The sequence below is a fragment of the Streptomyces sp. NPDC044704 genome (genome assembly GCF_056433525.1).
The window spans coordinates 126,022-138,795 of sequence record NZ_JBWKGY010000008.1 but is presented as its reverse complement, the minus strand read 5'-3'; the positions used below and the strand labels follow the sequence as shown (position 1 = coordinate 138,795).

The 12,774-nt window shown below is 71.6% G+C and carries 11 protein-coding genes and 1 pseudogene; 3 read left to right on the top strand and 9 right to left on the bottom strand.

Annotation, left to right across the window (positions count from 1 at the left end):
• Positions 1-62: 62 nt before the first annotated feature.
• The 5 genes and pseudogenes from pflA to AC07B0_RS21305 all read right to left on the bottom strand — a co-directional run bounded on the left by pflA (position 63) and on the right by AC07B0_RS21305 (position 5,583).
• Entirely contained in the window at positions 63-890 is an 828-nt protein-coding gene (pflA, locus tag AC07B0_RS21325; RefSeq protein ID WP_478898719.1) for a pyruvate formate-lyase-activating protein, read from the bottom strand.
• Positions 891-940: 50 nt separating this feature from the next.
• Positions 941-3,211, bottom strand: coding sequence for a formate C-acetyltransferase (gene pflB, locus AC07B0_RS21320; RefSeq protein ID WP_478898718.1), 2,271 nt, complete (start codon positions 3,209-3,211; stop codon positions 941-943).
• A gap of 229 nt (positions 3,212-3,440) precedes the next feature.
• Positions 3,441-3,905 carry an anaerobic C4-dicarboxylate transporter family protein gene (locus AC07B0_RS21315; RefSeq protein WP_478898717.1) on the bottom strand — a complete coding sequence of 155 codons (465 nt, stop codon included), beginning with the start codon at positions 3,903-3,905 and terminating at the stop codon, positions 3,441-3,443.
• An 82-nt stretch (positions 3,906-3,987) separates the two neighbouring features.
• A pseudogene (locus AC07B0_RS21310) lies at positions 3,988-4,035 on the bottom strand (hypothetical protein); the annotation flags it as partial.
• 141 nt (positions 4,036-4,176) lie between these two features.
• Positions 4,177-5,583 carry a NarK family nitrate/nitrite MFS transporter gene (locus tag AC07B0_RS21305; protein WP_478898716.1) on the bottom strand — a complete coding sequence of 469 codons (1,407 nt, stop codon included), beginning with the start codon at positions 5,581-5,583 and terminating at the stop codon, positions 4,177-4,179.
• Between the two features lie 307 nt (positions 5,584-5,890).
• Between AC07B0_RS21305 and AC07B0_RS21300 the strand changes: the two genes are divergently transcribed.
• Together AC07B0_RS21300 and AC07B0_RS21295 are read left to right on the top strand one after the other, a co-directional pair.
• Positions 5,891-7,060: a low temperature requirement protein A gene (locus AC07B0_RS21300; RefSeq protein ID WP_478898715.1), complete on the top strand. Its 1,170-nt coding sequence runs from the start codon at positions 5,891-5,893 to the stop codon at positions 7,058-7,060.
• Between the two features lie 78 nt (positions 7,061-7,138).
• Positions 7,139-8,392, top strand: coding sequence for a cytochrome P450 (locus AC07B0_RS21295; protein WP_356872169.1), 1,254 nt, complete (start codon positions 7,139-7,141; stop codon positions 8,390-8,392).
• Between the two features lie 165 nt (positions 8,393-8,557).
• Here the strand turns inward: AC07B0_RS21295 and AC07B0_RS21290 are convergent, their stop codons facing one another.
• The gene (locus tag AC07B0_RS21290; RefSeq protein WP_356872171.1) at positions 8,558-9,052 is read right to left on the bottom strand and encodes a DUF5949 family protein; all 495 of its coding nucleotides are present in this window, start codon (positions 9,050-9,052) and stop codon (positions 8,558-8,560) included.
• Between the two features lie 57 nt (positions 9,053-9,109).
• Positions 9,110-9,724, bottom strand: coding sequence for a DUF4352 domain-containing protein (locus AC07B0_RS21285; RefSeq protein WP_469380500.1), 615 nt, complete (start codon positions 9,722-9,724; stop codon positions 9,110-9,112).
• Positions 9,725-9,889: 165 nt separating this feature from the next.
• Between AC07B0_RS21285 and AC07B0_RS21280 the strand changes: the two genes are divergently transcribed.
• Complete coding sequence (locus AC07B0_RS21280; RefSeq protein WP_478898714.1) at positions 9,890-10,339, top strand: DUF6299 family protein; 450 nt, start codon at positions 9,890-9,892, stop codon at positions 10,337-10,339.
• Positions 10,340-10,424: 85 nt separating this feature from the next.
• Here the strand turns inward: AC07B0_RS21280 and AC07B0_RS21275 are convergent, their stop codons facing one another.
• Positions 10,425-10,592, bottom strand: coding sequence for a hypothetical protein (locus AC07B0_RS21275; protein WP_356872177.1), 168 nt, complete (start codon positions 10,590-10,592; stop codon positions 10,425-10,427).
• A 94-nt stretch (positions 10,593-10,686) separates the two neighbouring features.
• Entirely contained in the window at positions 10,687-12,774 is a 2,088-nt protein-coding gene (locus AC07B0_RS21270; protein WP_356872179.1) for a SpoIIE family protein phosphatase, read from the bottom strand.

Sequence of the window (12,774 nt, the reverse complement as noted above, 5' to 3'; positions counted from 1 at the left end):
ACGCTAGGCGGTTCGTACCGTTTCAGCCCGTTGTGCCGGATCTTCGGCTACTCCGAACGGGGTCACACGGCCGTCAGGCCGTGCGCGGCGAAGACGGCCTTCGCCCTGGCGACCTGCCCGGCGGTCGGCGAGGGGGTGTCGTGCAGGGTGAACGGCATCCCCAGGGCGTCCCACTTGCCCTCGCCCAGCTTGTGGAAGGGCAGGACGTCGACCCGCGAGACGTTGCCGAGCGTCGCGGCGAAGGCGGCGACGCCCTCGATGTTCTCCCGCGCGTCGGTGAGCCCGGGCACCAGGACGAACCGCAGGTGGACCTCCTTGCCGAGGTCGGCGAGTCGGCGGGCGAAGTCCAGGGTGGGCTCCAGCGGGCGTCCGGTCACCTTGCGGTACGTCTCGCGGTCCCAGGACTTGATGTCGAGCAGGACCAGGTCGACGTCGCGCAGCAGGGCGTCGGTGGCACGGGCTCCGAGGAAGCCGGAGGTGTCGAGGGCGGTGTGGAGGCCGAGGTCGTTCTTCATCCGGTGCAGCAGCTCGCCGGCGAAGACGGGCTGGAGCAGGGGTTCGCCGCCGGAGACGGTGGCGCCGCCCCCGGAGGCCGAGATGAACCGCGTGTACTTGCGGGCCTCGGCGATGATCTCGTCGGCCGAGGTGCGCTTGCCGTAGCGCATCCGCATGGTGTCGGGGTTGTGGCAGTACAGGCAGGTGAGCGGGCAGCCGGAGAGGAAGGTCACGAAGCGGGTCCCGGGGCCGTCGACGCCGGTGGACAGGTCCCAGGAGTGCACCGACCCCTCGCTCGGCCGCCGGGTCGCGGCGGCGGCCGGGGTGCGGCCGGCGCCGGCGAATGCGGCGGCGGCCGGGCCGACGGGGATGCTCGTACCGAAGAGGACGCTCATGGCAGGTGCTCCAGTGATCCGGTGTCTGTACGTGGGACGGCGCGGTCGTCCTAGAGAGAGCCGTGGAAGGTGCGGTTCAGCACGTCGAGCTGCTGGTCCCGCGTGAGGCGGACGAAGTTCACCGCGTAGCCGCTGACGCGGATGGTCAGCTGCGGGTAGTTCTCCGGGTGCTCCATCGCGTCCATGAGCGTGTCGCGGTTGAGGACGTTCACGTTCATGTGGAAGCCGTCGCTGGCCATGTAGCCGTCGAGGACGCCCGCCAGGTTCCTGATCCGCTCCTCGGGGGTGCGGCCGAGGCCGTCGGGGGTGACGGTGTTGGTCAGCGAGATGCCGTCCTCGGCGTCCTCGTAGGGGAGCTTGGCGACCGACAGCGCCGAGGTGACGTAGCCGTGGGTGTCGCGGCCGTTCATCGGGTTGGCGCCCGGGGAGAAGGGTTCGCCGGCGCGGCGTCCGTCCGGTGTGTTGCCGGTCTTCTTGCCGTAGACGACGTTCGAGGTGATCGTCAGCACGGACTGGGTGTGCTCGGCGCCCCGGTACGTCTCGTGCTTGCGCACCTTCTTCATGAACTCCTCGACGAGCCAGACGGCGATGTCGTCGACGCGGTCGTCGTTGTTGCCGTAGGCGGGGTAGGCGCCGTCGACGACGTAGTCGGTGGCCAGGCCGGTCTCGTCGCGGACGGCCGTGACCCGGGCGTGCTTGATCGCGGAGAGGGAGTCGGCCGCGACCGACAGTCCGGCGATGCCGCAGGCCATGGTGCGGCGGACGTCGCGGTCGTGGAGGGCCATCTCGATGCGCTCGTAGGCGTACCGGTCGTGCATGTAGTGGATGACGTTCAGGGCGTGGACGTAGGTGGCGGCGAGCCATTCCATCTGCTCGTCGAACTTCGCCATGACCTGGTCGTAGTCCAGTACCTCGGAGGTGAGGGCGCCGGTCTCGGGGCCCACCTGGGCGCCGGACTTCTCGTCCCGGCCGCCGTTGATGGCGTAGAGCAGGGTCTTGGCGAGGTTCACCCGGGCGCCGAAGAACTGCATCTGCTTGCCGACGGGCATCGCCGAGACGCAGCAGGCGATGGCGGTGTCGTCGCCGAAGCGCGGGAGCATCAGCTCGTCGGACTCGTACTGCACCGAGGAGGTGTCGATCGAGACGCGGGCGCAGAACTCCTTGAAGCCCTGCGGCAGTCGCGGGGACCAGAAGACCGTCATGTTCGGCTCGGGGGCCGGGCCGAGGTTGTAGAGGGTCTGGAGGTAGCGGAAGGAGGTCTTCGTGACCAGCGGACGGCCGTCCTCGCCCATGCCGGCGATCGACTCGGTGACCCAGGTGGGGTCTCCGCTGAACAGCTCGTCGTACTCCGGGGTCCGCAGGAAGCGGACGATGCGGAGCTTGATGATGAAGTCGTCGACCAGTTCCTGGGCCTGCTCCTCGGTGAGGAGGCCGGAGTTGATGTCGCGCTGGAGGTAGACGTCGATGAAGGTGGAGGTGCGGCCCAGCGACATGGCCGCGCCGTTCTGCTCCTTCACGGCGGCCAGGTAGGCGAAGTACAGCCACTGGATGGCCTCACGGCCGGTGGAGGCGGGGCGGGAGACGTCGTATCCGTAGGCGGCGGCCATCGCCTTGAGTTCGGCGAGCGCGCGGATCTGCTCGGAGAGCTCCTCGCGCAGGCGGATCGTCTCCTCCAGTGAACGGGGTCCCGCTGGGAGGGCGTTCAGCTCCTCCTTCTCCTCCTTCTTGAAGGCGATGAGGCGGTCGACGCCGTACAGGGCCACGCGGCGGTAGTCGCCGATGATGCGGCCCCGGCCGTAGGCGTCCGGGAGGCCCGTGACGATGCCGGCCTTGCGGGCGGCGCGGATCTCGGGGGTGTAGGCGTCGAAGACACCGGCGTTGTGGGTCTTGCGGTACTCGGTGAAGACCTTCTCCAGGTCCTCGGAGACCGGGTAGCCGTAGGTCTCCAGCGCGCCGGCGACCATGCGCCAGCCTCCGTACGGCATGATCGCGCGCTTGAGCGGGGCGTCCGTCTGGAGGCCGACGATCAGGTCCTTGTCGCGGTCGATCCAGCCGGGGGCGTGCGCGGTGATCGACGACGGGATGTCGTGCGCGATGTCGTAGACGCCCCTCTCGCGCTCCTCGGGGAACTTGTCCGTGATGGCCTTCCACACGGCGGTGGTGCGCTCGGTGGGGCCGGCGAGGAAGCTGTCGTCACCCTCGTACGGCGTGTAGTTCTGCTGGATGAAGTCGCGGACGTCTATGGCGTCGCGCCACAGACCGCCCTTGAAGCCGTCCCAGGCCTCGGCGTTCTTCGTGGTTTCCGCAGGGGTGGCAGTCATGGCCGGCACCTTCTTGAGTCGCCTCGTTGCTTGTGTCCATTGCACGCCTTTTGATCGATCATTTGGCGCCGCGTTGGTCCCGAGCTGGGGCCCGAAGGTCCCTCCCTGGGGGGCGGCCGGGCCTACACATGTGGCTTGACCTGGTGTTTCCGTAGGGTCGAAGGTCCGTCGTGCGCTTGTGAACGTATTCACAAGAATCTTCTGACCGGGTCGCCGGAGGCCCGATAAGTCAGATGATCCGCACCAGGGCGAAGCCTGTGGATACGGCGACGCACGTCGTGACGAGCCCCGGCAGCATGAAGGAGCCGTTCACCGCGGGCCACGCGGCGATCAGGGGGTCCGGGATGCCGAGGGCCGGACCCGGCGGCATCAGGGCCTTGGCGGTGGTGGCCTGGCCGAAGGGCAGGGCGGAGAGGAGGAGCAGCATGACCGGGGAGAACCAGGGGTGGGTCCGCGCCACGCCGCCGAGGGCGCCGGTGATCCGGGCCTCGTCGGCCCCGATGAAGGACAGGACGACGACGGCCACGGCCCCGCCGAGGAAGAGGTACGCGGACCAGCGCGCCCGCGGCGGCGCCGGCCGCGGGCCGGTTCCGGCGGGGGCGGTGGGCTCGATCTCGCCCGAGGCCGGCATCCGCAGGCACCCGGGATCCTGGTGGAGGTCCCGGCCGGTCCGGGCCTGCACGGTGGCCGCCACGAGGACGCCCGGCAGGGTCGCGGGCGGGCGCGACGAAGCCGACGCGGCGGGGGTTGCGCCGGAGCGTGCGATCGGCCCGGCCGACCAGGAAGTCGATGGCGCCCGCCGCTTCCCTCGCGGCGGGCGCCATGATCACCGCCAGGATGATCGGCATGGCGTCGACGATGCCGGGGGTGCCGGCGGGCGCCACCCCCGGAGCAGGTGGCCGGGACGAACACCCCGACGGCTCCCCACAGCCCCATGGCCACCCCTCCCTTGCTGGAGCCGCGCTCTAGCTGGGGGCTTCCGCGCCCTTGCGGGCGTAGAACCACCAGGCGACGACCACGCAGCTGGCGTAGAAGGCCACGAAGCCCCACATCGCGCTGGTGACCGCGAAGTTGGCGAACATCGCCGGGATGAAGAAGAAGCCGTAGGCCGCGATGGCGGCGGTGAAGCCGGTCACCGCACCCGACTCGATCTCCGCCTGCTTCAGGGCCGCCGCGTACTGTGCCGTGCCCTCCGTCAGGCCCTTCAGGTGCTGGCTCCGGAAGATCACCGGGATCTGGCGGAAGGTCGACCCGTTGCCGATGCCCGAGAAGAAGAACGCCGCCAGGAAGCAGAGGAAGAAGCCGGGGAAGGAGCCCGGACCGGAGCCGGCCGGCAGGAAGGTGATCACTCCGATGATCGAGGCGGCCATGCCGACGAAGGAAAGGATCGTCACCCGGGCGCCGCCCAGCTTGTCGGCGATCCAGCCCCCCGCCCAGCGTGCCAGGGCGCCCAGGGCCGGGCCCATCCACGCGTAGGTCGCGACCGAGTAGTCCGGGAAGGTGGTCTTGATGAGCAGCGGCAGCGCGGCGGCGAAGCCGATGAAGGAGCCGAAGGTGCCGACGTAGAGCCAGGTCATCAGCCAGTTGTGCTTGCGCTTGAAGATGATCTTCTGCTGGCTGAAGGGGGTGGAGGCGACCTTCAGGTCGTTCTGACCGAACCAGGCGACCGCCGCGAGCACGATGAGGACCGGGACCCACACGAACGCGGCGTTCTGGAGGTACAGCTCCGAGCCGTCGGCCTTCTTCTGGCCCGCGCCGATCGCCAGGACCGAGGAGGTGATCAGGATCGGCGTGAGCAGCTGCACCACCGAGACGCCCAGGTTGCCCAGGCCGCCGTTGATGCCGGTGGCGTTGCCCTTCTCCCGCTTCGGGTAGAAGAAGCCGATGTTGGCCAGCGAGGAGGAGAAGTTGGCGCCTCCGATGCCGCAGAGCGCGGCGATCGCGACCATCGTGGTGTAGGAGGTGTCCGGGTTCTGCACCGCGAAGCCGAGCCACAGCAGCGGGACGATCAGCACCACCGTCGAGAGCGCCGTGAAGCGGCGCTGCCCGATCATCGGGCCGAGGAAGGTGTAGAAGATGCGGGCGGTACCTCCGGTGATGCCCGGGACGGCGGTCAGCCAGAACAGCTGCGACTGGGAGAAGCCGAAGCCGACGTCCTTCAGGTTCGTCGCGGTGATGCTCCACACCTGCCAGACCACGAAGGCCACCAGCAGCGCCGGCACGGCGATCCAGAGGTTGCGCGTCGCGACCTTCTTGCCGGTGGTGCGCCAGAAGGAGGGATCCTCCGGCGTCCACTCGGTGATGGTGCGGCCCGGGCGGTACTGCGCCGGATCGGCCAGCACTTCTGGCGCTTGCTGCGTGGCGGAGCTCATGGCGTGGTCCTGAACGTCGAGAAGGGTCCTGACTTATCCAGGTTCATCCGCCGGGCGCGTCCCGCGTCAGGGGCGAACGTCGTGTGGGCGACAGGACAAGGTCCCGCCGCCCCCAGTGCGTTCGTCGCCCTCCGGGAGGCCGGGCACGACCGGGTCGCGGTGACCGCGCACCCGCCGCCCGGCCGGCCGCGGATCGCCCGGCCGGTGCCGGACCGGTACGGGTCCCAGGAGTCCGCCCGGGGTACCCGCGTGCCGCGGGCCGCGCGCCTCGCCTGCCAGGGCGCCCGGCTTTGCTGTCCTGGGCGGTATGACGACGTACGTACCGATGACCGCCCGCAGCCGCCACGAGGACCATCGGGCGGCGACCCCGCTGGAGCTGTTCTTCGACCTGTGCTTCGTCGTCGCGATCGCCCAGGCCGGGGCGCGACTGGTACACGCCCTCGCGGAGGGGCATCCGGGGACCGGCGTGATCGGCTACTTCTTCGTCTTCTTCGGCGTGTGGTGGGCGTGGATGAACTTCACGTGGTTCGCCTCCGCCTACGACTGCGACGACGTGCCGTACCGGATCGCCACGCTCGTGCAGATCGCCGGTGTCCTCGTCTACGCGGCGGGCGTGAGCCGCGCCTTCGACGACAACGACTGGGTGGTGGCCGTCGTCGGCTACCTCATCATGCGCGTCGCGCTCACCGCCCAGTGGCTACGGGCCGGGGCGGGCGAGAGCGGCCCGGCACGGACGGCGGCGTTCACGTACGCGGCGGGACTGGTGGTGTGCCAGGCGGGCTGGGTGGGGCTGCTGTTCGCCCCGGACGACTCGAAGCGCTGGCTGTTCGTGGTGCTGCTGTTCGCGGAACTGCTCGTCCCGGTGGTGGCGGAGCGCCACCACCAGACGCCCTGGCACGCCCACCACATCGTGGAGCGGTACGGCCTGTTCACCATCATCGTGCTCGGCGAGACCATCGCCGCGAGCACCGTGGCCGTGAAGTCGGCGCTCGACGAGCACGAGGCCCTGGGCGAGCTGCTGCCCATCGCCGCGGGCGGACTGCTGATCGTCTTCGCCGCCTGGTGGATCTACTTCGCGGTGCCGATGCACACGCGGCTGAACTCCAACCGCGAGGCGATCCCGTGGGGCTACGGCCACCTGCTGGTCTTCGGCGCGGGTGCGGCGATCGGCGCGGGCATCGAGGTCGCGGTCGAGCACGCCGTCGGCAAGGCGCACATCTCGCAGGTGGCGGCCAACGCCGCGGTCACCGTCCCGTCCGCGCTGTTCCTGATGATGGTGTGGGCGCTGCACTCGCGGCACTTCAAGCGCGGCCTCGCCCAGCAGCTGGTGCTGCCGCTCTCCGCCGTCGCTCTCCTCGCCTGCACCTGGGCGGGCCCGTACGCGGTCCTCTACGCGGGCCTGGTCGCGACGCTCACGGTGGCGGTCGGCCAGACCCTGGCGGTACACGGCCCGGGTGCCCGTACCGCGACCGGGTGAACGGCGCCCGACCCGTCACTCCCGCGCCCCCGGACCCGTTCAGCAGCTCAGCGCAACGGCGACAGGAAGAGACGGACCATGACACTCCCCCCACAACGCCACGCGGACGGCACCGGCCCCGGAGCGGAGCTCGCCGACCCGGGGTTCTGGCAGCTCCCACCGGAGCGGCGGCTGGCGGCCTTCGCCCGGCTGCGCGCCCTGGAATCGCCGGTGTTCGTGCCCGAAGGGGCCGGCCACTGGGCCCTCGTACGGCACGCGGACGTGCAGGAGGCGAGCCGCCTGCCCAAGGTGTTCGCGAGCGCGCCCGGAGTCACGACGCCCGAGCCCGCCCGGTGGGTGCGGGCCCTGTTCGGGGACTCCATGGTCAACCTGGACGGGCCGGACCACGCGCAGCTGCGGAAGATCGTGCAGCGGGCCTTCACGCCCCGGCTGCTGGCGGCCGCGGAGGAGGACATCCATGCGGTGGCGGCCCGCATCGTGGACGACGTACTGGCCGAAGAGCCGGACGAGTTCGTCTCGGCGGTGGCCTCGCGGCTCCCGCTGGAGGTCATCTGCAACATGATGGGGATCCCGGAGCGCTACCGGGCGGAGATCGCCGACCGGGTCAACCACGCCTCGGAGAACATCGGTGTGGAGCGCGGCCTGGCGGCCCGGCTGCGGATGCCCGGGCGCGGCCTCCGCGCCCTGGCGCGGATGCAGCGGATGGTCGCGGGCATCGGCCGGGAGCGGCGCAGGCACCCGACGGACGACCTGATCTCGGCGCTGGTCACCGCGAACGTGGACGGCCAGGCGCTCGGCGCCCGCCAGCTCGGCGCGTTCTTCTCGCTGTTGATGGTGGCCGGGGTGGAGACCACCCGCAACGCCATCACCCACGGCCTGACCCTGCTGACCGACTTCCCGGAGCAACGGGACCTGCTGCTCTCGGACTTCGAGAAGTACGCCGACGGCGCGGTGGACGAGATGATCCGGCACTCGACGCCCATCATCCAGTTCCGCCGGACGGTCGCCGCCGAACACACCCTGGGCGGGCACCTGTTCACGCCCGGCGACAAGGTGGTGCTGTACTACGCGGCCGCCAACCGCGACGAGGCGGTCTTCCCGGACCCCGACGCCTTCGACATCACCCGCTCCCCCAACCCCCACCTGGGCTTCGGCGGCGGCGGACCGCACTTCTGCCTGGGCGCGCACCTGGCGCGGGTGGAGATGAAGGCACTGTTCCGCGAGCTGCTCACCCGCCCCGTGGGCCTGCGGGCGGTGGGCCTCCCCGATCTGGCGGGGTCCAGCTTCGACAACCGGGTCCGTTCGCTGCGGTTCGCCTTCGAACGGCCCTGACCGGCGGCCCTGACCTCCGGCGGGCCGGGACCGGCGGCCCGGAGCGGCGGAACCGGCCACCGGGCAGGCTGGGAGCCCGGCGGCCGGAGCGGGTGGCGGCGCCGCCGTCCCCGCGGGCACCACCGCCCCCGCGGGCGGCGCTGCTGCGAGTGGCCGCCGCGGGCGCTACTTCTGCAGGCTCTGCACGGTGACGACGCAGTGGGCGCTGCTGGTGAGCACCTCCTCGTCACCGGCGAACGCCTGGAGGACCTCCGCGGTGACGGGCTTGCCGGGGACCGCCTCGGGCCAGGCGCGGGTGGCGAAGAGGAAGTACGCCTGCCCGCTCTCGTTGGCCGCGTCCACCCACTCCGGCGGGGCGGTGCAGGTCGCGTTCAGCCCCGGCATGGTCAGCGCGATCTGGTTGTCCGCGAGGAGGACCTTGACGTCGAACTTGTGCGGGTTGCGGGTGCCGTCCATGACCACGTCCCCGATGGGCAGGCCGATCTCCTCCAGCAGCCCGCGGGCGGCCGCCTCGCCGGCCTCCCGGCCCTGGGGACCGTCGCCCAGCGTGTAGGCGAGGAGGTACGGGATGTCGTGCCCTTCGGAGGGGTCGCCGATCCAGGCGAGCACCGAAAGGGTGCCGAGGTGGGACCGGTCGATTTCGGCTTGCGTTGAAGTCATGCGCCGCACCTTAGTGCTCCGTCACCCGGCCCTTTCACGGCCTTTCACCCGGGCGGGCTAGACCGCCCAGAAACCCCCTCCGGAATTCGGCAGCATGTTCGCGTCCTGGTACTGGACCCGTACGACGCGCGCGTTTTCCGGGATTTCGAACACGACCCATCCCTCGGCCCGCTCACCGACCGAGAGGGAATCGAAGACGAGGGGTTTGCCGGTCGTCAGTTCACCGGTGCGCACCACCGGGTGACGCTTTCCCGCGCTGTCGTGCGCCCACATGCGCCCGAGCGCCCCGTACGAGGCTCCGCCGACGTTGACGAACGACATCGAGGCGGCCACCCAGCGCTTCCCCGCGGGCGGCACGAAGTTCGGCTCGACGCTGACCGCCGGGTCGACGTACGCGGCGAGGACCACCTGGAGGTGGCGGCCCACCTCGCGCCCTTGCACCCGTACGGGGTCACCCACATGGGCTTCCTTCACGGCGGCCGGCACCGCCCCCTGCGCGGGTGCGGCCGGGTCTTCGTCGGCGCCGGGCGCGCCGTCGTCGACCGGGACGGCGGGCGCCGCGGCGGGGGCGAGCACGGGCGCCTCGGCGGTGCCGGAGCAGGCCGTGGCACCGAGGAGCAGGAGCGGGAGGAGGGCGGCGGCCGCGAGGGCGGGAGCGGAATGGCTGCGCATACGGGATCCCTTCGGGGATCTTCGGGGGATTTATTCCGGTCAGTCTCACGCGCCCGAGCGGGCAATTGCACACACCGACACGGGCGCGGGGAGCGAGTTGCCCGCCAACTGCCAGCACAATGCGTTCCGACGGAATGCCAACACCCTCGTCCACCTGGAGGAAGAATGCGTACGATCGGCAGCCGGCTGGCCCTCACGGCCTTCTCCGCACTGGCCGTCACGGCCGTCATGGCCGTGCCCGCGGAGGCCACCGTTTTCCATCAGGAGATTTCCGTACGGTCGGATGCTCACATCGCCGAGGACGGCCGGGTCATCCTTTCCGGGTCCTACCGCTGCGAGGCCGCGTCACCCGTGGGGGCGGTCCAGATCAAGGCCACGGTGATCCAGGAGGGCGTCCGCCTGACGATGGGCGGCGGCGAGGCCGTGTGCGACGGCCACGAGCACCCGTGGCGGGCCGAGAGCAAGCCGGGTCGCACCTGGGGCGTGCACGGGGGCGGGGCGCGGGCGGAGGGCCGCCTGGAGGAGATCCACTTCGGCGGCGGGATGCTGCCGCGGGCCGTCGACACGGTCGCCGAGGACGTCCGCGACGTCACGGTGTACGACCACCGCCGCTAGCGCCGTGGGGGCCCAACGGTCCGGTAGCCGCCGCTGCCGGCCTCCGGGCGCCCCGGGCAGGTGCTCCCGTACCGCGGGCCCGCGCCTACCTGCATTCGGGCGCGACGCCCGTCATCGACATGAACGCCACCGTCTGGCACCCGGGGTCCGCGTGCGGACGCCCCGTCGTCCAGTCCACGACCGTGGGGACCCCGGCCGCCAGGAGCAGCGCCGCCAGGAGCGCGGTGACCGCGCCCCGGTTCAGGCGGCGCACAGCGGGTTCCGTCGGGAAGCCTTCAAGACCGTCCGTTCCATGGCCGCATCATCACCCCGCACCCCGCCCGCCACAACCCGGGGTAGGCGGCCGGTCACCCTCCGGCGCGACGCACCCCTCCCACGTCGAACTCGCACCAGACGGCCTTGCCGTCCCCGCGGGACTCCACCCCCCAGTGCGTGGCCAGCGCGTCCACCAGCAGCAGCCCGCGCCCCGTGGTGGCCGCCTCGCCCGGGCTGCGCCGGCGCGGCCACACGCTGGAGCGGTCCTTGACCCAGAGCCGGATCCGCCGGACCGGCTCCGGCAGCACCTCCATCGTCAGCACCGCGCCGCCGTCCGTGTGCAGCAGGGCGTTGACCAGCAGTTCCCCTGCCGCGAGTTCCACGTCGTCGGCGAGCTCGGCCATGCCCCAGTCCCGCAGGGCCTGCCGCAGGGCGTAGCGGGCCTCCGAGAGCCCTTCGGGGTCGGCCTGGTGGACGTACTGGTGGATGCGGGGCGCGCGGTGCGTGCCCGGGTCCGGGGCGCGCCGCAGCACGAGCAGGGCTACGTCGTCCCCGGAGCCCCAGCGCTCCCAGAGCCGGTCCGAGAGGTGGTCGGCGAGCGCCCCCGCCCCCTGCGGGCCGCTGCGCACCGCGTGGGCGAGGGCCTCCATGCCCTGGGTGATGGCGGTACCGGGCTCCTCGACCAGGCCGTCCGTGCACAGCACGAGGGTCTCCCCGGGGACCAGGTCGAGACGCGTCTCGGGGAACTCCTCCTGCGCGAAGACCGAGGCGAGCCCGAGCGGCAGGCCGCCGCGCACGTTGGGCCAGCCGGTACGCCCGTCCGTGTGCCGGATCAGCGGGCCGAGGTGGCCCGCGCGCACGGCCCGTACGCCACCGGTCTCCAGGTCCACCTGTGCGTACATGCAGGTGGCGAAGCGTTCGGTGTCGAGCTCGGCGAGGAAGCGCGAGGCCCGCGCCAGCACGGTCGACGGCGAATGCCCCTCGCCCGCGTAGGCGCGCAGCGCGATCCGCAGCTGGCCCATGATGGCCGCCGCGTGCGTGTCGTGGCCCTGGACGTCACCCACGACGATCCCGACGCGGTCGCGGGGCAGCGCGATCACGTCGTACCAGTCCCCGCCGACCTCCCGCCCGCTCCAGGCGGAGTGGTAGCGGACCGCGATCTCCCCGCCGGTGATCTCCGGGATCCGGCGGGGCAGCATGGCGGCCTGGAGGCCCGTCGCGAACTCCCGCTCCTGGTCGAAGAGCAGCGCCCGCTGGAGGGACTGGGCGACGATGCCGGCCAGGCCGAGGCACAGGTTGCGCTCCTCGGGGCTGAACTCGCTGCGCCGCCGGTAGAAGAGCACGAGTCCGCCGATGGCCTTGGCCTGGGCGATAAGGGGGAGGTAGGCGGCCGCGTCGTAGCGGATCCGGTTCAGGTAGTCGGCCAGCAGCGGGAACTCGTCGGCGAGCTCGGTGAGCGAGGTGACGAAACGCGCCGTACGGGTGATCACCGCCCGGGACAGCGGAAGCGATCCGTCCAGCCGGGTGAAGCGCCGCTCGCTGAGGATCTCCAGCGTTTCCCCGCTCAACGCGATGATCTTGATGGCGCCGTTCTCGACCAGCCCCAGGGCCAGCCCGTCGGCGCCGAGCCGCTCCAGCGCGCCCGCGCCGGTCAGCGCGGCCGTGACGTCGTCGACCGTCACCGCCCGCGACAGTGCCTCCGTGGTGCGCTGCACGATGGTGGCCTGCTGGGCGCGCGCCGTCTCCAGCTTGCGCAGCACCGTGGCGTGGGCGAGCTCGGCCGTCGCGTCCCGGACGATGCCGACGATCCGCCGGGGGCGGCCGTCCGGGTCGCGCAGTACCCGGCCCTGGGTGTGCGTCCACTGGTCGACGCCGTCGCGCCGCTGCACCGTGAAGTAGGAGCCGTACGTCTCCCCGCCGCCGTCCAGGACCCCGAGCACGGTGTCCCCGAGGCGCGCCGCTTCGTCGGGCGGGATCCTCAGCCCGAGGCCCTCCGGGGTCCGGTCGAACTCCTCCGGCTCCAGGTCGAAGACGACCAGTCCGGCCTCGTCGAGCGTCAGCGTCCCGGTGCCCAGGTCCCACTCGAAGCTGCCCATGCCGTTCAGGGCGAGCCGCTCGCCCGGCCCGGTCAGGGGACTCTCCCGGCCCTGCTCGGATCTGTCGCGCTCCGCCGCTGCCAA

Bases quoted from the DNA above. Each gene is read 5' to 3' on its own strand.
- AC07B0_RS21280 (WP_478898714.1), top strand. From the start codon at position 9,890: ATGCGTACGATCGGCAGCCGGCTGGCCCTCACGGCCTTCTCCGCACTG.
- AC07B0_RS21295 (WP_356872169.1), top strand. From the start codon at position 7,139: ATGACACTCCCCCCACAACGCCACGCGGACGGCACCGGCCCCGGAGCG.
- AC07B0_RS21285 (WP_469380500.1), bottom strand. From the start codon at position 9,724: ATGCGCAGCCATTCCGCTCCCGCCCTCGCGGCCGCCGCCCTCCTCCCG.
- pflA (WP_478898719.1), bottom strand. From the start codon at position 890: ATGAGCGTCCTCTTCGGTACGAGCATCCCCGTCGGCCCGGCCGCCGCC.
- AC07B0_RS21290 (WP_356872171.1), bottom strand. From the start codon at position 9,052: ATGACTTCAACGCAAGCCGAAATCGACCGGTCCCACCTCGGCACCCTT.
- pflB (WP_478898718.1), bottom strand. From the start codon at position 3,211: ATGACTGCCACCCCTGCGGAAACCACGAAGAACGCCGAGGCCTGGGAC.
- AC07B0_RS21305 (WP_478898716.1), bottom strand. From the start codon at position 5,583: ATGAGCTCCGCCACGCAGCAAGCGCCAGAAGTGCTGGCCGATCCGGCG.
- AC07B0_RS21300 (WP_478898715.1), top strand. From the start codon at position 5,891: ATGACGACGTACGTACCGATGACCGCCCGCAGCCGCCACGAGGACCAT.